Source organism: Erwinia sp. STN24, from assembly GCF_041320675.1.
GTDB lineage: Bacteria > Pseudomonadota > Gammaproteobacteria > Enterobacterales > Enterobacteriaceae > Erwinia > Erwinia aeris.
Genome location: NZ_JBGGPM010000001.1, coordinates 1,631,234 through 1,653,287, shown reverse-complemented (window position 1 = coordinate 1,653,287; position 22,054 = coordinate 1,631,234). Strand labels below are relative to the sequence as shown.

The window sequence follows — 22,054 nt, the reverse complement described above, 5'->3', positions numbered from 1 at the left end:
GCGTCGCTTCAAAAATCTGCTATGCCGTTGGCAGTAAAACTTGCCATAAACGCAGGAACGGGGCCAAAATCATTGAAACGTTTCAGCGTCGTCTGCACAGGCAGTTAGCGGCCTGAAAGCTTATTTTTCCGTCCGCCAGCTGAAACGATTCAATGAAGCAGTGAGGAGAACTATGTTCCAGCTTGAACTGAATGCAATCCATCCCGGTGCCAGGGCCGGAGATAAAGAAGAGGCCATCCGACAGGTGGCAGCCGCTTTAACCTCAGCCGGCAACGTGGGTGAAGGATATGTTAACGGTATGCTGGCCCGCGAGCAGCAAACCTCGACCTATCTGGGTAACGGCATCGCTATTCCCCATGGCACGACCGACACGCGCGATCTGGTGTTGAAAACCGGCGTGCAGGTTTATCAGTTTCCGCAGGGCATCGCCTGGGGCGAAGACCAGACCGCCTATGTGGTGATCGGCATCGCCGCTAAATCGGACGAGCATCTGGCGCTGCTGCGTCAGCTGACGCACGTGCTGAGCGATGACAGCGTGGCTGAACAGCTGAAAACCACGGACTCCGCAGAAACGCTGCGCGGTTTGCTGATGGGGGAAAAGCAGGGAACGGAATTTAAATTCGACACCTCGCTGATCACAGTTGACGTGGCGGCCTCCGATCTGATGACGCTCCAGGCGCTGAACGCCGGTCGCCTACAGCAGGCCGGCGCGGTTGATGCGAGCTTTGTCAGCCGCGTTATCGCTTCGCGTCCGCTGAATTTAGGGCAGGGCGTCTGGCTGAGCGACAGCACCGAAGGCAACCTGGGCAGCGCCGTCGCCGTAAGCCGCAGCGCGACACCCTTTGAAGTAGACGGCGAAAAAGCCGCGCTGCTGGTGACGGTTGCCGTAGCCGACGAGCAGCCGCTGAACGTGCTGAACTATCTAAGCGATCTGCTGATTAAGCAAAAAGCGGATCGCCTGCTGAGCGCCGATGCCGCAGGGATCCTGGCGCTGCTGACCAGCGAAGTCTCCGAACAGGCCGATACGCTGACGGAAGAGTTTACTATCCGCAACGAGCACGGCCTGCATGCCCGTCCGGGCACGGCGCTGGTCAGCGTCATTAAAAAATTCAACTGCGACGTCACGGTGACCAACCTTGACGGCAGCGGCAAGCCGGCTAACGGCCGCAGCCTGATGAAAGTAGTGGCGCTGGGCGTGAAAAAAGGCCACCGCCTGCGCTTCACCGCCAGCGGCGAAGATGCCCGCGCGGCGCTGGATGCGATCGGCGAGGCTATCAGCGCTGGTTTAGGCGAGGGGGCGGCATGAGCAGACGCGTAGCAACCATCACGCTGAACCCCGCTTACGATCTGGTGGGCTATACGCCGGAAATCGAGCGCGGCGAAGTCAACCTGGTGAAAACCACCGGCCTGCACGCCGCCGGGAAAGGCATCAACGTCGCCAAAGTGCTGAAAGATTTGGGCATCGATGTCACCGTTGGCGGCTTCCTGGGCAAAGAGAATCAGGATGGCTTTCAGCATCTGTTTAGCGATCTGGGCATTGCTAACCGTTTTCAGGTGGTCGAAGGCCGTACCCGCATCAACGTTAAGCTGACTGAAAAAGATGGCGAGGTCACCGATCTTAACTTTTCCGGCTTTGACGTCACCCCGCAGGACTGGGAGCGCTTCACCACGGATTCTCTGACGTGGCTGGGCCAGTTCGATATGGTCTGCGTCAGCGGCAGCCTGCCCGCAGGCGTCAATCCCGATGCCTTTACGGAGTGGATGATCGCGCTGCGCACGCACTGCCCGTGCATTATTTTCGACAGCAGCCGCGAAGCGCTGGTGGCGGGCCTGAAAGCCGCGCCCTGGCTGGTTAAGCCAAACCGTCGCGAGCTGGAAATCTGGGCCGGGCGCAAGCTGCCGACCCTGCAGGATGTGATTGAGGCGGCGCATGCGCTGCGTGAACAGGGGATCGCCCACGTGGTGATTTCGCTGGGCGCAGAAGGCGCGCTGTGGGTTAACGCTTCAGGCGAATGGATCGCCAAACCGCCGGCCTGTGAAGTGGTGAGTACCGTGGGGGCCGGGGATTCGATGGTGGGCGGGCTGATTTACGGCCTGCTGATGCGCGAATCCAGCGAGCATACCCTACGCCTGGCTACCGCCGTAGCAGCCCTGGCCGTAAGCCAGAGCAATGTGGGCGTAAGCGATCGTACCCAGTTGGCCGCGATGATGGCGCGCGTCGACCTGAAACCTTTTAACTGACAGCAGGAGAGGCATAATGAAAACGCTGCTGATACTTGATCCTTCGCTGGGACTGGCTACCGGTCATCTGGCAAAAAATATCACCAGAGCGAGCGCGGCCGCAAAAGGGCTGACGCTAACGGAAAATTTGGCCGAAGCGGACCAGGTGATCCTGGTGGGCGACACGCTGCCCGCCAACATCGACCTGACGGGTAAAACCGTTTATCAGACCACGGCGGAGCAGCTGCTGCGCCAGCCGGAAGCAGAGCTGGCCCGCGCGCAAACCGAGGCGAAAGCCTGGCAGGCGCCTGCCGCCGTAGCTAAACCTGCCGCGGTGAACACGGCCGACGCGGTTGCCAGTGGGCCAAAACGCATCGTCGCCATTACCGCCTGTCCAACCGGCGTGGCGCACACCTTTATGGCGGCCGAAGCCATTGACGCCGAAGCGAAAAAACGCGGCTGGTGGGTGAAAGTCGAAACGCGCGGCTCCGTAGGCGCGGGCAATGCCATTACGCCGGAAGAAGTGGCCCAGGCTGACCTGGTTATCGTGGCGGCGGATATTGAAGTCGATCTGGCTAAGTTTGCCGGTAAGCCGATGTATCGCACCTCGACCGGCCTGGCGCTGAAGAAAACCGCACAGGAGTTTGATAAGGCGCTGGCGCAGGCCAAACCTTATCAGCCGCAGGGCGGCGGCCAGCCAGCGGCGCAGGGCGAGAAAAAAGAGGGCGCAGGCGCCTATCGTCATCTGCTGACCGGCGTTTCCTATATGCTGCCGATGGTGGTGGCAGGCGGCCTGAGCATCGCGCTCTCTTTCGCCTTCGGCATTACCGCGTTTAAAGAGCAGGGCACGCTGGCGGCGGCGCTGATGGAAATCGGCGGCGGCAGCGCCTTCAAACTGATGGTGCCGGTGCTGGCGGGCTTTATCGCCTTCTCGATTGCCGATCGTCCTGGCCTGACGCCTGGCCTGATTGGCGGCTGGCTGGCCAGCACCATCAACGCCGGTTTCCTTGGCGGCATTATTGCCGGTTTTATTGCCGGTTACGCCGCGAAGTTTATCAGCGCTAAGCTTAAGCTTCCGCAGAGTATGGAGGCGTTAAAACCGATCCTGATTATTCCGCTGGTCGCCAGTCTGATCACCGGCCTGCTGATGATTTATGTGGTTGGCGGCCCGGTTGCCCAGATTATGGCGGGGCTGACCCACTGGCTGAGCAATATGGGCACGGGTAACGCGGTTCTGCTGGGTGCGGTACTGGGCGGCATGATGTGTACCGATATGGGCGGCCCGGTGAACAAAGTGGCCTATGCGTTTGGCGTCGGCCTGCTCAGTTCGCAAACCTATGCGCCGATGGCGGCCATTATGGCGGGCGGCATGGTGCCTCCGTTGGCGATGGGTGTCGCTACGCTGGTGGCGCGCCGGAAATTCAACAAAGGCCAGCAGGAAGGCGGTAAAGCGGCGCTGGTGCTGGGCCTGTGCTTTATTTCCGAAGGCGCTATTCCGTTTGCGGCGCGTGACCCGATGCGCGTTCTGCCATGCTGTATCGTTGGCGGCGCGCTGACCGGCGCTATCTCTATGTGGGTAGGCGCGAAGCTGATGGCGCCGCACGGCGGGCTGTTTGTGCTGCTGATCCCTGGCGCTATTACGCCGGTGCTGGGCTATCTGATAGCGATTATCGTCGGCACGCTGGTTGCCGGACTCTCTTACGCGGTGCTGAAGCGCCCGGAAGCGGAAATGGCTAAAGCCTGATCCAGGTGGCCACAGTAAAAAGCGCGGGCAACCGCGCTTTTTTTACGTCTATAGATCAGACCTGCTGAGACTTAAGCCAGGCGATTTCATCTTTCCAGATATCAGGATTGACGGTTTCCAGGATCAGCGGAATACCGTCGAAGCGAGCGTCCTTCATCAGCCAGCTGAACACCGTTTTGCCGATATTGCCTTCGCCCAGGCTGTGATGACGGTCAACGCGGCTGGCAAACGCGCTTTTGGCATCGTTAAGATGCATCCCGCGCAGATACTCAAAGCCCACCACGCGACCAAACTCCTCAAAGGTTTTCACGCAATCTTCTTCAGTACGCAGATCGTAACCGCCCGCAAAGGCGTGGCAGGTGTCAATACAGACGCCGATGCGCGACTTATCCTCTACGCCGTCGATAATGGCTGCCAGGTGCTCAAAGCGGAAGCCCAGATTGCTGCCCTGACCGGCGGTATTTTCAATCACGGCGGTGACGCCCTGGGTTTTATCCAGCGCGACGTTAACCGATTCGGCGATGCGCTTCAGGCAGGCGTCCTCGTCAATCTGCTGCAAATGGCTGCCGGGATGGAAGTTCAACAGCGTCAGGCCCAGCTGCTCGCAGCGCTGTAGTTCGTCGATAAAGGCGAGGCGGGACTTCTCCAGCGCCTCTTCCTGTGGATGGCCCAGGTTAATTAAAAAGCTGTCGTGCGGCAGGATCTGGGCGGCGCTGTAGTGATATTTTTCGCAGGCGTTGCGGAAAGCGGCAATCACCTCTTTGCTCAGCGGGGCCGCGCGCCACTGACGCTGATTTTTAGTGAAAAGCGCAAAGGCCGTCGCCTCGATTTCATGGGCGCGAAGCACCGCCTGATCCACGCCGCCGGATGCGCTGACGTGGGCGCCGATATATTTCATGCCTGCTCTCCTGTTGGTTTTACTGTAAAGCGGGCCATGATAACCGGAAACGGCGCGGATTTATGCCAGCAAATGCTGGATAGCCAGGTTTATCGCGCCGCCGCCCAGCAGCAGCCAGACGAATAACAGCAGGCCCAGCAGTAAAGGCCTTAGTCCCGCCTTTTTCAACAGGCTGAACTGCGTGGTTAATCCCAGCGCCGCCATCGCCACGGCCAGTAAAAAATTGTCCAGCTCGTTCAGGCCGCTAACCAGCGACGGCGGCAGCAGATGCAGCGAGTTAAACAGCGCCACGCCGATAAAACCCAGCGCGAACCAGGGAAAGCTTACTTCGCCGCCGCCGCTGTCGTCGGCACGCACGAAACGGCTGAGCAGCAGCAGGAAGGGCGCCAGCATCATCACGCGCAGCATTTTAGTAATGACCGCCGCGTTCTCCGTTTCCGCGCTCACGGCGTGCCCGGCCGCCACTACCTGTGCCACTTCATGCAGCGTAGAGCCGGTAAAGATCCCCCATTGCGTCGGCGTCAGGCCCGGCAGCAGAGCGGCCAGCTCATGCCATAGCAGTGGATAAAGAAAGATGCCGAGCGTGCCGAACAGCACCACGGTAGCCACCGCTACCGCCACTTTTTGCGGCTCCGCTTTAATTACCGGCTCCGTCGCCATAATCGCCGCCGCGCCGCAAATGCTGCTGCCCGCCCCAATCAGCCAGGCGGTATCGCGATCCAGATGCAACACGCGACGGCCCAGCCAGCAGGCCAGCAGAAAAGTGGAGGTCAGCAGCAGCAGATCGGTCAGCACGCCGCTTAAGCCGATATCGGCAAGTTGCTGAAAGGTCAGCCGAAAACCGTACAGCATGATGCCAAGCCGCAGCAGCTGCTGTTTGGCAAAGTGTACGCCTGTGCCGCAGCGCGCAGCCAGGCGGCCATAAACCGTATTGCCTGCTACGATCCCCAACAGCATCGCCAGCGTTAAGGTGCCCAGCCCGGCCGTTTTCAGCACGGGCAGGTTGCCAGCCTGAAGGGCAGCAGCGGCCAGCAGCATTGCCAGCCCGAGGCCTGCGCCATAGCGCAGCGGACGAGAAGAAGGAAATGCCAGTTCAGCCATATCAGCCTCCTTAGTAGACAGACGCAGCATGGCGCAGGCTGGCTTAAAAGAGAAATTGATTATATATTTATAATTAACCAGAATAAGTGATATGAGAGGGCGGGGATGTTCAGGCGATTAACAAGATGGGTAAGCGTAATCAGAAAAGATGGCGTCACGCTGTGGTATGCCTGCCGCGATCCGCGTACGCCACTGTGGCAAAAGGGCATGGCCGTGCTGCTGGCGGTTTATGCGCTAAGCCCCGTTGATTTTATTCCCGACGTTATTCCCTTTGTTGGGCTACTGGACGACGCTATTATCGTGCCGTCGGGCATGATGCTGCTGCTGCGCCTGCTGCCGGCGGAGGTCAGGGCCGCCAGCCAACAGCGAACCGCCCGGCAGGCCCACAGGAAAAAGAAGCTTGGCGGCTGGCTGGCGATAGTGCTGCTGGTATGGCTGGCGATGATTATCTGGCTGGTGAAGACATGGAGTCAGTAAGGAAGAACAATGCATATCACATTAAGGCAGCTTGAGGTCTTTGCTGAGGTGCTGAAAAGCGGCTCGACAACTCAGGCCTCGCAGGTGCTGTCGCTGTCGCAGTCGGCGGTCAGCGCGGCGCTGGCGGATCTGGAAAATCAGCTGGGCGTTCAGCTGTTCGACAGGGTTGGAAAACGGCTGGTGGTTAACGAGCACGGCCGCCTGCTTTATCCACGGGCGGTGGCGCTGCTGGAGCAAACCACTGAAATCGAACAGCTGTTTCGCGAAGATAACGGCGCGTTGCGGGTCTACGCCAGCAGCACCATTGGTAACTATCTGTTGCCGGGCATGATTGCCGGCTGGCGGCGCGACTTTCCCGAGCTGCCGCTGGAGCTGAGCGTGGGCAACAGCCAGGATGTGATTAACGCCGTGGCTGATTTTCGCGTCGATGTGGGCTTTATCGAAGGGCCGTGCCACGTCAGCGAGCTGGTTGGCGAACCCTGGCTGGAAGATGAGCTGGTGGTTTTTGCCGCCGCCGACGCGGCTATTCTGCGTCAGCCGGTGACGCTGGAAAGCCTGGCGGCCGCGTCGTGGATCCTGCGCGAACACGGCTCCGGCACGCGCGAAATCGTCGATTATCTGCTGCTTTCGCATCTGCCGCAGTTTAGCCTGGCGCTGGAGCTGGGCAACTCAGAGGCAATCAAGCATGCCGTGCGCCACGGGATGGGCATCAGCTGTCTGTCGCGGCGGGTTATTGCGGAACAGCTGGCGGCAGGCACGTTAAAAGAAGTGCCGATCCCGCTGCCCAAACTCAAACGCACGCTGTACCGTATTCATCATCGGCAGAAGCATCTCTCGAAGGCGCTGCTGCGTTTTCTAAGCTACTGCGCGGAATAAAGCGGAGCAGTCAGAAAAACGGGGCTTAATCAGGCGCTAATAATTCGCCGCAGATCATGAAGCTATCTTATAACGTCGCGGAATGACTTCTTCTGACGAAGGAGTTTGTTACAATCGCGCCTCATTTTAGCCAGAGCACAGCATTTACCAATGGATCATGACACAAAAACAACACAACAGCCTGAATTACAGCGCAAACTAAAGGCGCGTCATTTGACGATGATCGCCATCGGCGGTTCCATAGGCACCGGCCTGTTTGTCGCTTCCGGCGCGACTATCTCCCAGGCAGGCCCAGGCGGCGCACTGCTTTCCTATGCCCTGATCGGCCTGATGGTCTATTTCCTGATGACCAGCCTCGGCGAACTGGCCGCCTTTATGCCGGTATCCGGCTCCTTTTCTACCTACGGCTCCAACTTCGTTGAAGAAGGCTTCGGCTTTGCGCTGGGCTGGAACTACTGGTACAACTGGGCCGTGACCGTGGCGATTGAACTGGTTGCCGCGCAGCTGGTGATGACCTACTGGTTCCCGGATACGCCCGGCTGGATCTGGAGCGTACTCTTTCTGAGCGTTATCTTCCTGCTCAACTACATCTCGGTAAAGGGCTTTGGTGAGGCAGAATACTGGTTCTCCCTGATCAAAGTGGTCACGGTAGTGATTTTTATCGTAGTGGGCGTGATGATGATCCTCGGCATTCTGCGCGGCGACCAGCCGGTCGCGGGCTGGGGTAACTGGCAGATCGGCGATGCGCCTTTCTCCGGCGGCTTTTCCGCCATGATCGGCGTGGCGATGATTGCCGGCTTCTCCTTCCAGGGAACGGAACTGATTGGTATCGCCGCAGGCGAATCGGAAGATCCGGCCAAAAATATTCCGCGCTCGGTTCGTCAGGTCTTCTGGCGCATCCTGCTGTTTTATATCCTGGCGATCCTGGTGATCAGCCTGATTATCCCTTACACCGACCCAAGCCTGCTGCGTAACGATGTGAAAGACATCAGCGTCAGCCCGTTCACGCTGGTGTTTAAACATGCCGGGCTGCTTTCAGCGGCGGCGATCATGAATGCCGTGATCCTCACCGCTATCCTGTCAGCGGGCAACTCCGGGATGTATGCGTCGACCCGTATGCTGTTTACGCTGGCGCGCGAAGGCAAAGCGCCGCGTATGTTTGGCAAGCTGTCAAAAGGCGGCGTGCCGCGCAATGCGCTGTATGCCACCACCGTGGTTGCCGCGCTCTGTTTCCTGACCTCAATGTTCGGCAACCAGACGGTCTATCTCTGGCTGCTGAATACTTCCGGCATGACCGGTTTTATCGCCTGGCTGGGGATAGCCATCAGCCATTACCGTTTCCGTCGCGGCTTTGTCTCGCAGGGCTACGATATCAACGATCTGCCGTACCGCTCTAAGTTCTTCCCGCTGGGGCCGATCTTCGCTTTCGTGCTCTGCCTGATCATCACCCTGGGGCAAAACTACCAGGCGTTCCTGGCGGATCGCATTGACTGGTACGGCGCGGCGGCAACCTATATCGGCATCCCGCTGTTCCTGATTATCTGGTTCGGCTACAAGCTGACGAAGCGCACGCGCTTTGTGAAATACAGCGAAATGCAGTTCCCCAAATTTAAATAAGGGTGAAGGCGCGGTTTCCGCGCCTTTTTCTTTGACATACTCTGTTACATATAGGATTGATAACTATTATCATTTCCTTTATTGTTAGCGCCGTACGTTTTCCGCTTTGCTAATTTTCAGGGTTTGCAGCCGGCCTGGTGCGAACTCCATGACAGGTAGAAACCATGAGCGTGACCCACAACACCGACCGCTACGCCAGCGTCCAACAGCACGAAGGCGCGATGGATCGTTATCATCATCTGCTGCGCCGCCGCCTGTTTTTTATGGGCGTGCTGGTGTTGGCTATCCTCGCTTCGCTGCTGTTCGACTTTACTTTAGGCCCGTCGGGCCTGTCGCTGGAAACGCTGTGGCAAACGCTGCTGTCGCCGCAGAGCGTGGATGCCGGTTCGCGCGTTATCGTCTGGGATATTCGTTTACCTTACGCGCTGATGGCAGTGGTGGTCGGGCTGGCGCTGGGGCTGGCCGGTGCGGAAATGCAGACTATCCTGAATAACCCGCTGGCCAGTCCGTTTACGCTGGGCGTCTCTTCCGCCGCCGCCTTTGGCGCCGCGCTGGCTATCGTGCTGGGCATCGGTTTGCCCGGTATCCCGGATCAGTGGTTTATCTCAGCTAACGCCTTTATTTTTGCGCTGCTGGCCGCGCTGATGCTGGACGGCGTTACCCGCTGGACGCGCGTGGCGACTTCCGGCGTGGTGCTGTTCGGCATCGCGCTGGTGTTTACCTTTAACGCGCTGGTATCCATGATGCAGTTTATCGCCAGCGAAGATACGTTGCAGGGCCTGGTGTTCTGGACGATGGGCAGCCTGGCGCGCGCCTCCTGGGAGAAACTGGGCGTGCTGACGCTGGCGCTGCTGCTGGTTCTGCCGTTCTCCATGATGAGTGCCTGGAAGCTCACCGCGCTGCGCCTGGGCGAAGATCGCGCCGTCAGTTTTGGTATTGACGTGCGCCGCCTGCGTCTGGGCACGCTGCTGCGCATCAGCGTGCTTTCCGCGCTGGCGGTGGCTTTTGTCGGCCCAATCGGGTTTATCGGCCTGGTGGCGCCGCATATCGCTCGCCTGATCTTTGGCGAGGATCACCGTTTTTACCTGCCAGCCAGCGCGCTGACCGGCGCGCTGGTGCTGTCAATGGCGTCGGTGGTGTCGAAAAACCTGGTGCCCGGCGTGATTATCCCGGTCGGCATCGTCACTTCTCTGGTCGGCGTGCCGTTCTTCCTGAGCATTATTCTGCGTCATCGGGGGAGCGTCTGATGGACGGTTTAGCTATTAAAGGCTTTCACGCCGGTTATCCTAAACGCAAGATTATCAGCAACCTGAACGTGCCGCTGCTGCCGCGAGGCAAAATCACCGTGCTGCTGGGGCCGAACGGCTGCGGAAAATCCACGCTGCTGCGCTCGATTGCCGGACTGAATCAGGCGCAGGGCGAGCTGTGGCTGAACGGCACGGAGCTGCTGAGCCAGCCGTTTGCCCGCCGGGCGGAAAAAGTGGTGTACCTGCCGCAGTCGCTGCCCGCTGGCGTGCATCTGCACGTGCTTGAATCCATTATTGTCGCCCAGCGCGCTTCCGGCGCACGCGGTAGCGCGACGAGCGAGGCGGAAGTGATGGCGCTGCTGGAAAGGCTGGGCATCGCGCATCTGGCGCTGAGCTACCTCGATCAGCTTTCCGGCGGCCAGAAGCAGCTGGTTGGCCTGGCGCAGTCGCTGATCCGTCGCCCGGAGCTGCTGCTGCTGGACGAGCCGCTAAGCGCGCTGGATCTTAACTATCAGTTCCACGTCATGGATTTAGTGCGCCGGGAAACCAGCAAGCGGAATATCGTTACCGTAGTCGTGGTGCACGATATCAATATCGCTCTGCGTCACGGTCAGCACGTGCTGATGCTGCAAAACGGCGGCCTGATTGCTGACGGTCTGCCGGAAGAGGTGATTACACCAGAAAGCCTGGCGAAGGTATACGGCGTGCGGGGCCGTATTGAGCGCTGCTCGCAGGGGACGCCGCAGGTGCTGATTGATGGCCTGGTCAGCGAGCCGGTTTCCTGAATGGACGAGTCGGTTTCTTGCCGGCTCTCTTGTGCATTGCTTCCCTCTCTGTCTGGCGCATCATTGTTAATTCCCTGACGCTCAGATTTTTACCCTGCGTTTGTGCTCAGATAGCGAAAACATCGGGGCCTTTTACCGCCAGCGTGTTCAGTATGCGCAGAACCGGGCCGCTTGGGGTAATCTCGCCACGCTCCCATTTGGAAACGCTGTCTACCGTCATGCCCAACGTATAGGCCAGCGTGGCCTGGGTCAGTCCCCAGCGGGCGCGAACGGCTTTGATTTCGCTGGCGGACATGGTGCGGACTGCGGCAATACGTTGACGAAACTCACGCAGGCTGACGCGGGCAGCGATTTCCTGCACATCGTTATTGCTCATTAGCCCCAGCGCCTGTAGCTCTTTAGCATCGTCAAGCATCTCATGTAACTCGGCCGGTTTCGTTTTCATTGTTTTACCTCTCTGAACGTCCCGCTTGCTTTCAGTCGATCCAGCATGTTTTTATCCGCTTTAAAATAAGCTCTGGCGAGCTTCTTATAAATCTCCAGCTCATCCTCGCCAATCTCTTTTGCCGCTTTTTTCGAACCGTCTTTCAGCCAGCCATCATAAAAAAAACAGATTGTTATCTTTTTTAAAAAATACCACTGTGCGGGCGCCGCCGCGTTTGCCTGCATTCAAAGCAATCCGCTTTTTTTTAACGCCCCCGCCCAAATCTGCCTCATAGTTGCCGCACTCAATCTCCCTTGCGGCCAGACAAAGGTCGGTATCTGCAATGCCAGCTTTTGCAAACATCTTGTCCAGGCGCTTATGGATATAAATCGCCATTTCCCTGGCCTCCGCTCCATATAGTAACCATTATTATAATAACCATTACGGCTTCACTACAAGTGGTTATGGCCATGCCGACAGGAGGATGTATTGCTATTGCAGGGCGGATCCTGAGGGGAGCGCAAGAAAAAAAAGGCCGGGAAGATCCCGGCCCTGAAGGGTTACGCCAGCAAATAGCGGGCATGGAAGCGCAGATGATCTTCCACGAAGCTGGCGATAAAGTAGTAGCTGTGATCGTAACCGGGCTGAATGCGCACGGTCAGCGGATAGTTTTTCTCGCTGGCCACCGCTTCCAGCCGTTCCGGGCGCAGCTGATCGGCGAGGAACTGATCGCTGTCGCCCTGATCCAGCAGCATCGGCAGCGGATGCGTCGCCTGCTGCATCAGCAGACAGCTGTCCCAGGCTTCCCACAGCGCGCGATCCTCGCCCAGATAGGCCGTAAAGGCTTTTTCGCCCCACGGCACCTGCGTTGGATTAACGATCGGCGCAAAGGCGGAGGCCGAAACATAGCGCTGCGGATTACGCAGCGCCAGCATCAGCGCGCCGTGACCGCCCATAGAATGGCCCATAATCGCCTGCTTATCGCTGACGTTAAAGTTGCCGGCAATCAGCGCGGGCAGCTCTTCCGTCAGGTAGTCGTACATCCGAAAATGCGCATCCCACGGCGCCTGGGTCGCGTTCAGATAGAATCCGGCACCCTGGCCCAGATCGTAGGCTTCGTCATTGGGCACCACTTCGCCGCGCGGGCTGGTATCCGGCATCACCAGCACCAGACCCAGCTCTGCCGCCGCGCGCTGCGCGCCCGCTTTGGTCGAGAAATTCTCGTCGCTACAGGTCAGCCCGGCCAGAAACCAGAGCACCGGCGGGGCGGTATCGCCTTTCGGACCCGGCAAAAAAATGCTGAAGGTCATAGAGCAGTTCAGCGTGGCCGACTGGTGGCGATAGCGCTGCTGCCAGCCGCCAAACATGCGGTGTTCTTCCAGTAACTCCAGGGTGGATACCATCCTTGTCTCCTTATTTAGAAAAATGCACCACGGAACGGATAGATTTCCCTTCGTGCATCAGATCGAACGCGTCGTTGATCTCTTCCAGCGGCATATTGTGGGTGATGAAATCATTCAGCTGGAATTCACCATCCAGGTAGCGCTGGACGATCCCCGGCAGCTCCGAGCGGCCTTTCACGCCGCCAAACGCGGAGCCGCGCCAGACGCGTCCGGTCACCAGCTGGAACGGGCGGGTAGAAATCTCTTCGCCTGCACCAGCCACGCCGATAATCACGGACTCGCCCCAGCCTTTGTGGCAGCACTCCAGCGCGGAACGCATCACGTTAACGTTGCCGATGCACTCAAAGGAGAAATCGACGCCGCCATCGGTCATTTCAACAATCACATCCTGAATGGGCTTATCGTAATCTTTTGGATTAACCAGGTCGGTGGCGCCCAGCTTTCTGGCGAGATCGAACTTGCTGGTATTGAGATCGATACCGATAATCCGGCCCGCTTTCGCCATCTTCGCGCCGATAATCGCCGAAAGGCCGATGCCGCCCAGACCGAAGATCGCCACGGTATCGCCTTCTTTTACCTTGGCCGTGTTCATCACCGCGCCCATACCGGTGGTGACGCCGCAGCCCAGCAGGCAAACTTCTTCCAGCGGCGCTTCTTTACTGATTTTCGCCAGTGAAATTTCCGGGATAACGGTGTACTCAGAGAAGGTCGAGGTGCCCATATAGTGGAAAATCGGCTTGCCGTCCTTAAAGAAACGGGTGGTGCCGTCCGGCATTAGCCCTTTGCCCTGGGTGGCGCGGATAGCCTGGCACAGGTTGGTTTTGCCGGAGAGGCAGAACTTACATTTGCCGCATTCCGGCGTGTACAGCGGAATGACGTGATCGCCGACCGCCACGCTGGTAACGCCTTCGCCAACCGCTTCGACAATACCGCCGCCTTCGTGGCCCAGAATAGCCGGGAACACGCCCTCAGGATCTTTTCCTGAAAGGGTATAGGCATCGGTGTGGCAGACGCCGGTCGCGACGATGCGTACCAGCACTTCGCCTTTCTGCGGCGGCATCAGGTCGACTTCTTCAATCGACAGCGGCTCGCCGGCGGCCCAGGCAACAGCGGCGCGAGTTTTAATCATCTGCATATCAGTTTATTCCTTGTAGAGGTTGCCATTTGGCAGGGATCTGGCGAGCGGCCTGACGCCGCTCAAACCATTTAATTATGGCTGAATTTCATCGTCCGGGGATTGCTCTATAATCAGGTACTTCAGCGCCTTGACGTTGGGGGTAAACGCATCCCGACGCCACACCAGGTAAGTCGTGGTCTCGCTGATATCCGCAGGCAGCGCATGTTTTTGCACCTGGCCCGGCGCGGCGATCCTTTCCAGCACCGATTCCGGCAGTATCGCCAGCCCGGCGCCGCTGGCTACGCAGGCCAGCATGGCGTGATAGGACTGGATCTCCATAAACGGGCCGGGTGAAATCCCCGCCTGACGAAACCAGTTTTCTAAACGCAGACGGTAAGAGCAGCCGGGACGGAAGGCGAACAGCGTATCGCCTGCGGCATCTTCAGGGCGCTGAATGGGCGCATGGTGCAGGTTGCTGATTAGCACCATGCGCTCGCTAAAGGTTTTGCAGCTGTTCAGCTCGTCGGCCACGACCGGGCCTTCGGCCAGCGCGGCGGCCAGCGTGCCTTTCCGCACCTGCTCAATGATTTCACCCGAGGTACCGGTGACCAGCGACAGCGTGACCTCAGGATAGCGCTGATGGTAGGTCGACAATAAAGAGGGCAGGTGGACAGCGGCGGTGCTCTCCATCGATCCCAGCGCAAATATGCCGCCAGGCTCGCCGTTGTGCGTCATTGCCAGCGCTTCCTCGCTGAGCGCCAGGATCCGCTGCGCATAGCACAAAAAATTATGGCCCATCGGCGACAGCCGCAGGCGCTGCTTTTCGCGGATAAAAAGATCGATGCCCGTTTCCTGCTCCAGCTGGCGCAGCCTGGTCGTCAGGTTGGACGGCACGCGATGCAGCTGTTCGGCGGCGCGCGCCAGCGAACCGGTCTCCGCTACCGCGCAGAACATTTTAAGCTGGGTCAGATCCATTTATTCTCTTTTCGTAAACAAGTTGGTTTGTATTATTCACTTTTTGTAAGTCTAGCCATGATGCAGACTGACTGCAACACTTTCATCAAGCCGGATAAAGCCGGAAGGGAGAACAAATGGTAATACGGGTAGCGCTAAGCGCTTTTATTGCGCTGATTGTCGCGATGGGCATTGGGCGGTTTACCTTTACGCCGCAGGTGCCGCTGATGATTACGGAGCATCAGCTGACGCTGACCAGCGCGGCGGTGGTCGCGGCCTTCAACTACCTGGGCTACCTCTGCGGCTCCTGGAACGCGATGCGGACGACCACGCACGTGGAGGCCAGGCTTAAGGCAGGCATCGGCGGCGCGGTGATCCTGACGCTGCTTTCCGCCTGCGTGTCCGATGCCTGGCTGCACGGCGTGGTGCGCTTTGCGATCGGCTGGGCCAGCGGCTGGGCGATGGTGCTGGTAGCGGCATGGAGCAACGAGCAGCTGCATAAATATGGCCGTCCCGGCTTAAGCGCCGCCGTCTTCGCCGGGCCGGGCATGGGCATCTTTCTGAGCGGGCTGCTGGCCGTGTTTCTTCACGCACGCCAGGTCAGCGCCGCGCAGGCCTGGTGCGCCTATGGCGTGCTGGCGCTGGTGCTGGCTTCTCTTATTTTTCGTTTCCTGCCGCGTAAAGGCGAGCTGCACCGGCCCGAAACCACGCCGGAACCGCTGGTGCTGACCAGCGGGCTGAAAAAGCTGGTCTGGAGCTATAGCCTGGCCGGCTTTGGCTACATCATTCCCGCCACGTTTCTGTCGCAGATGGCGGCGGCCCGTTTTCCTGCCAGCGTTTTTGCGCAGTTTGTCTGGCCCATTTTTGGCGGCACGGCGGTGTTAGGCGTCGGGCTGGGCATTGTTATGCGGCATATTGGTTCATCCAATACGCGGCTGGCGTTTAACCTGTGGGCGCAGGCGCTGGGCGTGCTGTGCGCCGCCGTGGTGCCGGGTTTGAGCGGGCTGGTGGTCGGTTCAATACTGATGGGCATTGGCTTTCTTAACCTGGTGTCGCTTTCGCTGCAATATGCCCGCGAGATGGCGCCGCGCCATAGCCGGTATATGGCAGGCCTGCTGACCACCGGTTACGCTATCGGCCAGCTGGCCGGGCCGCTGGTTTCCGCACTTTCCACCACTTTTACCCATCGCCTTGAGCCAGCGCTTTACGTCGCGGGCGCGGGACTGCTGGTGGCCGGGCTGCTGGTCTGGCGGCGCGATCCCGGTGCTGCATGAAACAGTTTCAGGGTGGTTTAGCTTGATTCGCTGGATTAACGACGCGTTGTGTACCAAAATACGCCCTCTGAAATTGTACCGGTCCCGTCGGGACCGGCGTTACACCTGCTGGAGAATAGATCGCCATGGCTACGTTAAGTCAGGAAGCCACACTTGTTCACGAAGCGCTGCTTGCGCGTGGACTGGAAACACCCCTACGCTCGCCTGCGCGTGATATGGATGACGAAACCCGCAGGCGGCTGATCGCCGGGCACATGACCGAAGTCATGCAGCTGCTTAATCTTGATTTAGAAGATGACAGCCTGATGGAAACGCCGCACCGCATCGCTAAGATGTATGTGAATGAGGTGTTCTCCGGCCTGGACTACGCCAACTTCCCGAAAATCACCCTGATTGAAAACAAAATGAAGGTGGACGAAATGGTGACGGTGCGGGATATCACGCTGACCAGCACCTGCGAGCACCACTTTGTGATCATCGACGGCAAAGCGACGGTAGCCTATATCCCGAAAGATAAAGTGATTGGCCTGTCGAAGATTAACCGCATCGTGCAGTTTTTCTCTTCCCGTCCACAGGTACAGGAAAGGCTGACCCAGCAGATCCTGGTTGCGCTGCAAACGCTGCTTGGCACCAATAACGTCGCGGTTTCCATCGACGCGGTGCACTACTGCGTAAAAGCGCGCGGCATTCGTGATGCGACCAGCGCCACCACCACCACTTCACTGGGCGGCCTGTTCAAATCCAGCCAGAACACCCGTCAGGAGTTTCTGCGCGCCGTTCGCCACAGCTAAGCTACGGCGCGCCGTCGTAGTCGTTACCCTTCACCACAGTCAGGGCCTGCCGATGCCTCGTATTCAGACGCTGGATTTTATTCGGGGCATCGCCATTCTGGGGATCCTGCTGCTCAACATTAACGCCTTCGGTCTGCCGGGCGCCGCCTATCTGAACCCGGCGTGGCAGGGCAGCGTTACGCCGGGCGATGCCTGGACGTGGGCGCTGATCGATTTCTTTGCCCAGCTGAAATTCCTCGCGCTGTTTGCGCTGCTGTTTGGCGGCGGCTTGCAATTGCTGCTTTCGCGCGGCAAACGCTGGCTACAGGCGCGCCTGAGCTGGCTGGTGCTGCTCGGTTTTCTGCACTGTCTGCTGTTCTGGGAAGGGGACATCCTGCTGGATTACGGGCTGATTGGGCTGGTAGCCTGGCGGATGATCCGCGACGTCTCCTCGACGCGGCAGCTGTTTAATACCGGCGTGATGCTTTATATCGTGGGCTGCGGCGTGCTGCTGGTGTTCGGCCTGCTGTCGGGCCATCAGCCTAACAATTCCTGGCTGGCGGGGGCGGCGGATATTCAGTATGAAACCTTCTGGAAAACCCACGGCGGTTGGGAAGCGGTGCGCAACCGTCTCGATCTGCTCTCGTCAGGCCTGCTGTCGCTGGCGGCGCAGTACGGCTGGCAGCTGGCCGGCCTGATGCTGATTGGCGGCGCCTTGATGCGCAGCGGCTGGCTACAGGGGCGCTGGAGCCTGACCCACTACCGGCGTACTGCGCTGATCCTGCTGCTGCTGGCGGCCATCATCGAAATACCGGGCATTTATCTGCAGTGGGCTTGCGGCTGGGCATTTTATCCGTCAGCGTTCTATTTACAGCTGCCGCGCGAGCTGAGCGCGCCGCTTCAGGCTATCGGCTATGCCGCGCTTTGCTTTGGTTTCTGGCCTACGCTGGCCCGTTTTACCCTCACGCGCGCCATCAGCAGCGTAGGGCGGATGGCGCTGAGCAACTATTTACTGCAAACGCTGCTTTGCACCACGCTTTTTAACCATTTCGGCTGGTTCAACCGGCTCGATCGGCCGCAGCTGCTGGTGGTAGTGCTGCTGGTCTGGCTGGTAAATCTCCTCTTTTCGCTGTGCTGGCTGCGCTATTTCCGCCAGGGGCCGGTCGAATGGTGCTGGCGTCAGCTCACCCGTCTGAGCAGCCGCGACGTAATGTTACAAAAATGATAAGTGTCACAAATGTGACGGAAAGGGATGTAACCGTTTTCATCGGTGTGACCTGATTCACGCAGTCTTGCCTTGCCCTTTGTCAGAATAGCCCCGCAAACAACGCATCCGGGAGGGCTATGCAAACCTTATCTTCCACAGGCAGTCAGCCATGATCACCATTCGCGATGTAGCCCGTGAGGCTGGCGTATCGGTGGCGACGGTTTCACGCGTGCTTAACCACAGCGCGGCGGTCACACAGGAAACGCGGGAAAAAGTGCTGGGCATCGTCGGCCAGCTGGGCTACCGACCCAACGCCAACGCGCAGGCGCTGGCTTCCCAGGTCAGCGATACCATCGGCGTGGTGGTGATGGACGTCTCCGATCCCTTCTTCGGCGCGCTGGTCAAAGCGGTGGATACCGTCGCGCAGCGTATGCAAAAACACGTACTTATCAACAACTCCTATCATCAGGCGGACAAAGAGCGGCACGCTATCGAGGTGCTGATCCGTCAGCGTTGCGGCGCGCTGATCGTTCATGCCAAAGCGCTGGCAGACGACGAGCTGGCCTCGCTGATGGATCAGGTGCCCGGCATGGTGCTGATCAACCGCGTCGTGCCGGGCTACGCGCACCGCTGCGTCTGCCTGGACAACGTCAGCGGCGCGCTGATGGCGATGCGCATGTTGCAACAGCAGGGCCACCGGCGCATCGGTTATCTGGGGTCGAGCCATACTATCGAAGATACAGACCAGCGACGCGCGGGCTGGCGGCAGGCGCTGGCCGAGCAGGCTACCCAGCCTGCCGAAAGCTGGATCGCCAGCGCCGAGCCGGATATGCAGGGCGGAGAGGCGGCGATGGTGGAGCTGCTGGGGCGTAATCTCCACCTCAGCGCCGTGTTCGCCTATAACGACAGCATGGCCGCCGGGGCACTGACCGCGCTGAAAGATAACGGCATTGCGGTGCCGCAGCAGCTGTCGGTGATTGGCTTCGACGATATCCCCATTTCCCGCTATACCGACCCGCAGCTGACGACCGTCCGCTATCCTATTGTTTCCATGGCTAAACTGGCTACCGAACTGGCGTTGAAAGGCGCGGCGGGCCTGCTGGACGAGTCGGCCGGTCACTGCTTTATGCCAACGCTGGTGCGCCGTCATTCCGTCGCGCCCTGCCAAAGTGTGGCGGCGATCACTATACGCAACGATACCGCCATGTAACCGTTTTCAATCCGTGAGTAAGTTCACAGTTAATTAACATCTGCTTCACTAAGATGGCCGTGCCTGGCCGGGACAGAATAACAACACGGTCCGGCTGCACACGCATACCGACCCTACAAAGAACCGGAGAGAACAATGAAGAAGGCATTCACCCTCACAGCCCTGGTTGCCAGCATGATGTTTGGCGCAACGGCGCAGGCGGCCGATACCCGCATTGGCGTAACCATTTATAAATATGATGACAACTTTATGTCCGTGGTGCGCAAGGATATCGAGAAGGAAGCGAAAAACAGCAGCGGCATTCAGCTGCTGATGAACGATTCGCAGAACAGCCAGTCAACGCAAAACGATCAGATTGACGTGATGGTGGCGAAAGGCGTGAAGGCGCTGGCGATTAACCTTGTCGATCCGGCGGCGGCGGCGGTGGTGATCAGTAAAGCCAAAGCCAACGATATTCCGATTGTTTTCTTCAACAAAGAGCCTTCTGCTAAAGCGCTGGCCAGCTACGACAAAGCTTACTATGTCGGTACCGATTCTAAAGAGTCCGGCGTCAAGCAGGGCGAGCTGATTGAGAAACACTGGAAAGCCAATGCCAACTGGGATCTGAACAAAGACGGCGTGGTGCAGTTTGTGCTGCTGAAAGGCGAGCCGGGCCACCCGGATGCCGAAGCGCGTACCAAATACGTGATCGAAACCCTGAATAAAGACGGCCTGAAAACGCAGCAGCTGCATCTGGATACCGCCATGTGGGATACCGCTCAGGCAAAAGACAAGATGGACGCGTGGCTCTCCGGCCCGAACGGCAACAAAATCGAAGTGGTGATCGCCAATAACGATGCGATGGCGATGGGCGCGGTAGAGGCGCTGAAGGCGCATAACAAAACGTCCGTACCGGTCTTCGGCGTGGATGCGTTGCCGGAAGCGATGGCGATGGTGAAATCCGGCGCGATGGAAGGCACCGTGCTGAACGATGCGGAAAACCAGGCCAGAGCCACTTTTGAAATGGCGAAAAACCTGGCGGCGGGCAAACCGGCGACCGAAGGCACCAACTACAAGCTGGAAGGTAAAGTGGTGCGCGTGGCCTATGTGCCGGTTGATAAAGAGAACCTCGCTCAGTTCAGTAAATAAGTCTTTCCGGGCGCACTCGCGTCCGTTACCGGGCCCGTCGCAGAACGGGCCCGATCGTAAAACGATCCGCCAGGTAGAATTATGAGCAGCGATCAGGGGCAGTATCTGCTGGAAATGACTAACGTCAGCAAGTCCTTTCCGGGCGTAAAGGCGTTAGATAACGTTAATTTAAAAATTCGTCCCCATTCGGTTCACGCGCTGATGGGGGAAAACGGCGCGGGCAAATCGACTTTATTAAAATGCCTGTTTGGTATTTATAGCAAAGACACGGGAAGCATTCTTTTTCAGGGCAAAGAGATCGACTTTAAAAGCTCCAAAGAGGCGCTGGAAAACGGCGTATCTATGGTGCATCAGGAATTAAACCTGGTTTTACAGCGCACGGTCATGGATAACATGTGGCTGGGCCGCTATCCGCGAAAAGGCTTTTTCGTCGACCAGGATAAAATGTATCGCGATACCAAAGCCATTTTTGAAGAGCTGGATATTGATATCGATCCGCGCGACAAAGTGATTAACCTTTCCGTTTCGCAGATGCAGATGATAGAGATAGCTAAAGCGTTCTCTTATGATGCCAAAATCGTCATTATGGACGAGCCGACTTCTTCATTAACGGAAAAAGAAGTGAACCACCTGTTCACTATTATCCGTAAATTAAAAGATCGCGGCTGCGGCATAGTTTATATCTCCCACAAGATGGAAGAGATTTTCCAGCTGTGCGACGAAATTACTATTCTGCGCGACGGCCAGTGGATCGCTACCCAGCCGCTGGAAGGGCTGGATATGGATAAGATCATCGCCATGATGGTAGGGCGCTCGCTGAACCAGCGCTTCCCGGATAAGTCCAACGTGCCGGGCGAAACTATCCTGGAGGTGCGTAACCTTACCTCGCTGCGCCAGCCGTCTATTCGCGATATTTCGTTCGATCTGCGCAAGGGCGAAATCCTTGGCGTGGCCGGGCTGGTGGGGGCTAAACGTACCGATATCGTGGAAACGCTGTTCGGCATCCGCGAAAAGTCCGGCGGCACCATTAAGCTGCACGGCAAAAAAATCAACAATAACTCGGCTAACGAAGCGATTAATCACGGCTTTGCGCTGGTGACGGAGGAGCGTCGCGCCACGGGGATTTATGCGTTTCTGGATATCGGTTTTAACTCGCTGATTTCAAATATTCGCAAATATAAAAACTCGATTGGCCTGCTGGATAATAACCGGATGAAAAGCGATACCCAATGGGTTATCGATGCCATGCGGGTAAAAACGCCGGGACACGCGACCTCTATCGGCTCGCTTTCGGGCGGCAACCAGCAGAAAGTCATTATTGGCCGCTGGCTGTTAACCCAGCCGGAAATATTAATGCTGGACGAACCGACGCGCGGCATCGACGTCGGCGCAAAGTTTGAAATTTATCAGCTGATTTCCGATCTGGCGAAAAAAGAGAAGGGCATCATTATTATCTCTTCCGAAATGCCGGAGCTGCTGGGCATTACCGACAGGATCCTGGTCATGAGCAACGGCATGGTCGCAGGCATTGTCGAAACCAAAACTACCACGCAAAACGAAATATTACGTTTAGCATCCAAGCACCTTTAATGAGGTAAGGGC

22 protein-coding genes are annotated in these 22,054 nt (G+C 58.1%); 14 read left to right on the top strand and 8 right to left on the bottom strand.

Annotation, left to right across the window (positions count from 1 at the left end; translation table 11 throughout):
- The first annotated feature begins 172 nt into the window (after positions 1 to 172).
- Genes fruB through fruA form a run of 3 tightly spaced genes read left to right on the top strand, consistent with a single transcriptional unit; the run spans position 173 to position 3,964 of the window.
- Positions 173 to 1,306, top strand: coding sequence for a fused PTS fructose transporter subunit IIA/HPr protein (gene fruB / locus ACA373_RS07935; protein ID WP_370734303.1), 1,134 nt, complete (start codon positions 173 to 175; stop codon positions 1,304 to 1,306).
- Entirely contained in the window at positions 1,303 to 2,241 is a 939-nt protein-coding gene (fruK, locus tag ACA373_RS07930) for a 1-phosphofructokinase (RefSeq protein WP_253459920.1), read from the top strand. The genes fruB and fruK overlap by 4 nt, the downstream gene beginning before the upstream one ends.
- Positions 2,242 to 2,257: 16 nt before the next feature.
- Positions 2,258 to 3,964, top strand: coding sequence for a PTS fructose transporter subunit IIBC (gene fruA, locus ACA373_RS07925; RefSeq protein ID WP_253459921.1), 1,707 nt, complete (start codon positions 2,258 to 2,260; stop codon positions 3,962 to 3,964).
- Between the two features lie 55 nt (positions 3,965 to 4,019).
- On the opposite strand, the gene nfo is transcribed toward fruA, so the two are convergent.
- Both nfo and ACA373_RS07915 read right to left on the bottom strand, forming a co-directional pair.
- Positions 4,020 to 4,862 (bottom strand): deoxyribonuclease IV, encoded by an 843-nt coding sequence (gene nfo / locus ACA373_RS07920; RefSeq protein ID WP_301251142.1) that lies wholly within the window; start codon positions 4,860 to 4,862, stop codon positions 4,020 to 4,022.
- Positions 4,863 to 4,922: 60 nt separating this feature from the next.
- Positions 4,923 to 5,963, bottom strand: coding sequence for a YeiH family protein (locus ACA373_RS07915; protein WP_253459927.1), 1,041 nt, complete (start codon positions 5,961 to 5,963; stop codon positions 4,923 to 4,925).
- 105 nt (positions 5,964 to 6,068) lie between these two features.
- Here ACA373_RS07915 and ACA373_RS07910 point away from each other — a divergent pair, with 105 nt between their 5' ends.
- From ACA373_RS07910 to ACA373_RS07890, 5 genes are all read left to right on the top strand, one after another.
- Positions 6,069 to 6,440: a YkvA family protein gene (locus ACA373_RS07910; protein ID WP_253459930.1), complete on the top strand. Its 372-nt coding sequence runs from the start codon at positions 6,069 to 6,071 to the stop codon at positions 6,438 to 6,440.
- Between the two features lie 9 nt (positions 6,441 to 6,449).
- Entirely contained in the window at positions 6,450 to 7,316 is an 867-nt protein-coding gene (gene yieE / locus ACA373_RS07905; protein ID WP_253459933.1) for a DNA-binding transcriptional regulator YeiE, read from the top strand.
- Positions 7,317 to 7,466: 150 nt separating this feature from the next.
- Positions 7,467 to 8,933, top strand: a complete 1,467-nt coding sequence (locus ACA373_RS07900; protein ID WP_125288184.1) for an amino acid permease — start codon at positions 7,467 to 7,469, stop codon at positions 8,931 to 8,933.
- A 164-nt stretch (positions 8,934 to 9,097) separates the two neighbouring features.
- Entirely contained in the window at positions 9,098 to 10,180 is a 1,083-nt protein-coding gene (locus ACA373_RS07895; protein WP_253459936.1) for an iron ABC transporter permease, read from the top strand.
- Positions 10,177 to 10,965, top strand: coding sequence for an ABC transporter ATP-binding protein (locus ACA373_RS07890; RefSeq protein ID WP_253461271.1), 789 nt, complete (start codon positions 10,177 to 10,179; stop codon positions 10,963 to 10,965). The genes ACA373_RS07895 and ACA373_RS07890 overlap by 4 nt, the downstream gene beginning before the upstream one ends.
- A 106-nt stretch (positions 10,966 to 11,071) precedes the next feature.
- Here ACA373_RS07890 and ACA373_RS07885 read toward each other — a convergent pair whose 3' ends face one another.
- From ACA373_RS07885 to ACA373_RS07860, 6 genes are all read right to left on the bottom strand, one after another.
- Complete coding sequence (locus ACA373_RS07885; protein ID WP_253459939.1) at positions 11,072 to 11,410, bottom strand: DNA-binding transcriptional regulator; 339 nt, start codon at positions 11,408 to 11,410, stop codon at positions 11,072 to 11,074.
- Entirely contained in the window at positions 11,407 to 11,634 is a 228-nt protein-coding gene (locus tag ACA373_RS07880; RefSeq protein WP_253459943.1) for a hypothetical protein, read from the bottom strand. Before ACA373_RS07880 ends, ACA373_RS07885 begins: the two co-directional genes overlap by 4 nt.
- Positions 11,564 to 11,785: a type II toxin-antitoxin system RelE/ParE family toxin gene (locus tag ACA373_RS07875; RefSeq protein ID WP_253459947.1), complete on the bottom strand. Its 222-nt coding sequence runs from the start codon at positions 11,783 to 11,785 to the stop codon at positions 11,564 to 11,566. The genes ACA373_RS07880 and ACA373_RS07875 overlap by 71 nt, the downstream gene beginning before the upstream one ends.
- A gap of 164 nt (positions 11,786 to 11,949) precedes the next feature.
- Positions 11,950 to 12,792, bottom strand: a complete 843-nt coding sequence (fghA, locus tag ACA373_RS07870; protein WP_253459950.1) for an S-formylglutathione hydrolase — start codon at positions 12,790 to 12,792, stop codon at positions 11,950 to 11,952.
- 10 nt (positions 12,793 to 12,802) lie between these two features.
- Positions 12,803 to 13,927 (bottom strand): S-(hydroxymethyl)glutathione dehydrogenase/class III alcohol dehydrogenase, encoded by a 1,125-nt coding sequence (locus tag ACA373_RS07865; RefSeq protein ID WP_253459953.1) that lies wholly within the window; start codon positions 13,925 to 13,927, stop codon positions 12,803 to 12,805.
- Between the two features lie 75 nt (positions 13,928 to 14,002).
- Positions 14,003 to 14,884 (bottom strand): LysR family transcriptional regulator, encoded by an 882-nt coding sequence (locus ACA373_RS07860; protein ID WP_253459956.1) that lies wholly within the window; start codon positions 14,882 to 14,884, stop codon positions 14,003 to 14,005.
- A gap of 116 nt (positions 14,885 to 15,000) precedes the next feature.
- On the opposite strand from ACA373_RS07860, the gene ACA373_RS07855 reads away from it, so the two are divergent.
- The 6 genes from ACA373_RS07855 to mglA all read left to right on the top strand — a co-directional run bounded on the left by ACA373_RS07855 (position 15,001) and on the right by mglA (position 22,042).
- Complete coding sequence (locus ACA373_RS07855; protein ID WP_370734302.1) at positions 15,001 to 16,137, top strand: YbfB/YjiJ family MFS transporter; 1,137 nt, start codon at positions 15,001 to 15,003, stop codon at positions 16,135 to 16,137.
- A gap of 125 nt (positions 16,138 to 16,262) precedes the next feature.
- Complete coding sequence (gene folE / locus ACA373_RS07850; protein ID WP_125288176.1) at positions 16,263 to 16,928, top strand: GTP cyclohydrolase I FolE; 666 nt, start codon at positions 16,263 to 16,265, stop codon at positions 16,926 to 16,928.
- A 52-nt stretch (positions 16,929 to 16,980) separates the two neighbouring features.
- Complete coding sequence (gene yeiB / locus ACA373_RS07845; RefSeq protein WP_301251136.1) at positions 16,981 to 18,132, top strand: DUF418 domain-containing protein YeiB; 1,152 nt, start codon at positions 16,981 to 16,983, stop codon at positions 18,130 to 18,132.
- Positions 18,133 to 18,283: 151 nt separating this feature from the next.
- Entirely contained in the window at positions 18,284 to 19,324 is a 1,041-nt protein-coding gene (galS, locus tag ACA373_RS07840) for an HTH-type transcriptional regulator GalS (RefSeq protein WP_253459965.1), read from the top strand.
- A 135-nt stretch (positions 19,325 to 19,459) separates the two neighbouring features.
- Positions 19,460 to 20,452, top strand: coding sequence for a galactose/glucose ABC transporter substrate-binding protein MglB (gene mglB / locus ACA373_RS07835; RefSeq protein WP_253459968.1), 993 nt, complete (start codon positions 19,460 to 19,462; stop codon positions 20,450 to 20,452).
- An 81-nt stretch (positions 20,453 to 20,533) separates the two neighbouring features.
- Positions 20,534 to 22,042 carry a galactose/methyl galactoside ABC transporter ATP-binding protein MglA gene (mglA, locus tag ACA373_RS07830; RefSeq protein WP_125288172.1) on the top strand — a complete coding sequence of 503 codons (1,509 nt, stop codon included), beginning with the start codon at positions 20,534 to 20,536 and terminating at the stop codon, positions 22,040 to 22,042.
- Positions 22,043 to 22,054: the final 12 nt, after the last annotated feature.

Excerpts from the sequence above, each read along its gene's own strand:
- fruB (WP_370734303.1), top strand. The coding sequence starts at position 173 with ATGTTCCAGCTTGAACTGAATGCAATCCATCCCGGTGCCAGGGCCGGA.
- fruK (WP_253459920.1), top strand. The coding sequence starts at position 1,303 with ATGAGCAGACGCGTAGCAACCATCACGCTGAACCCCGCTTACGATCTG.
- fruA (WP_253459921.1), top strand. The coding sequence starts at position 2,258 with ATGAAAACGCTGCTGATACTTGATCCTTCGCTGGGACTGGCTACCGGT.
- nfo (WP_301251142.1), bottom strand. The coding sequence starts at position 4,862 with ATGAAATATATCGGCGCCCACGTCAGCGCATCCGGCGGCGTGGATCAG.
- ACA373_RS07915 (WP_253459927.1), bottom strand. The coding sequence starts at position 5,963 with ATGGCTGAACTGGCATTTCCTTCTTCTCGTCCGCTGCGCTATGGCGCA.
- ACA373_RS07910 (WP_253459930.1), top strand. The coding sequence starts at position 6,069 with ATGTTCAGGCGATTAACAAGATGGGTAAGCGTAATCAGAAAAGATGGC.
- yieE (WP_253459933.1), top strand. The coding sequence starts at position 6,450 with ATGCATATCACATTAAGGCAGCTTGAGGTCTTTGCTGAGGTGCTGAAA.
- ACA373_RS07900 (WP_125288184.1), top strand. The coding sequence starts at position 7,467 with ATGGATCATGACACAAAAACAACACAACAGCCTGAATTACAGCGCAAA.
- ACA373_RS07895 (WP_253459936.1), top strand. The coding sequence starts at position 9,098 with ATGAGCGTGACCCACAACACCGACCGCTACGCCAGCGTCCAACAGCAC.
- ACA373_RS07885 (WP_253459939.1), bottom strand. The coding sequence starts at position 11,410 with ATGAAAACGAAACCGGCCGAGTTACATGAGATGCTTGACGATGCTAAA.
- ACA373_RS07880 (WP_253459943.1), bottom strand. The coding sequence starts at position 11,634 with ATGCAGGCAAACGCGGCGGCGCCCGCACAGTGGTATTTTTTAAAAAAG.
- ACA373_RS07875 (WP_253459947.1), bottom strand. The coding sequence starts at position 11,785 with ATGGCGATTTATATCCATAAGCGCCTGGACAAGATGTTTGCAAAAGCT.
- fghA (WP_253459950.1), bottom strand. The coding sequence starts at position 12,792 with ATGGTATCCACCCTGGAGTTACTGGAAGAACACCGCATGTTTGGCGGC.
- ACA373_RS07865 (WP_253459953.1), bottom strand. The coding sequence starts at position 13,927 with ATGCAGATGATTAAAACTCGCGCCGCTGTTGCCTGGGCCGCCGGCGAG.
- ACA373_RS07860 (WP_253459956.1), bottom strand. The coding sequence starts at position 14,884 with ATGGATCTGACCCAGCTTAAAATGTTCTGCGCGGTAGCGGAGACCGGT.
- ACA373_RS07855 (WP_370734302.1), top strand. The coding sequence starts at position 15,001 with ATGGTAATACGGGTAGCGCTAAGCGCTTTTATTGCGCTGATTGTCGCG.
- folE (WP_125288176.1), top strand. The coding sequence starts at position 16,263 with ATGGCTACGTTAAGTCAGGAAGCCACACTTGTTCACGAAGCGCTGCTT.
- yeiB (WP_301251136.1), top strand. The coding sequence starts at position 16,981 with ATGCCTCGTATTCAGACGCTGGATTTTATTCGGGGCATCGCCATTCTG.
- galS (WP_253459965.1), top strand. The coding sequence starts at position 18,284 with ATGATCACCATTCGCGATGTAGCCCGTGAGGCTGGCGTATCGGTGGCG.
- mglB (WP_253459968.1), top strand. The coding sequence starts at position 19,460 with ATGAAGAAGGCATTCACCCTCACAGCCCTGGTTGCCAGCATGATGTTT.
- mglA (WP_125288172.1), top strand. The coding sequence starts at position 20,534 with ATGAGCAGCGATCAGGGGCAGTATCTGCTGGAAATGACTAACGTCAGC.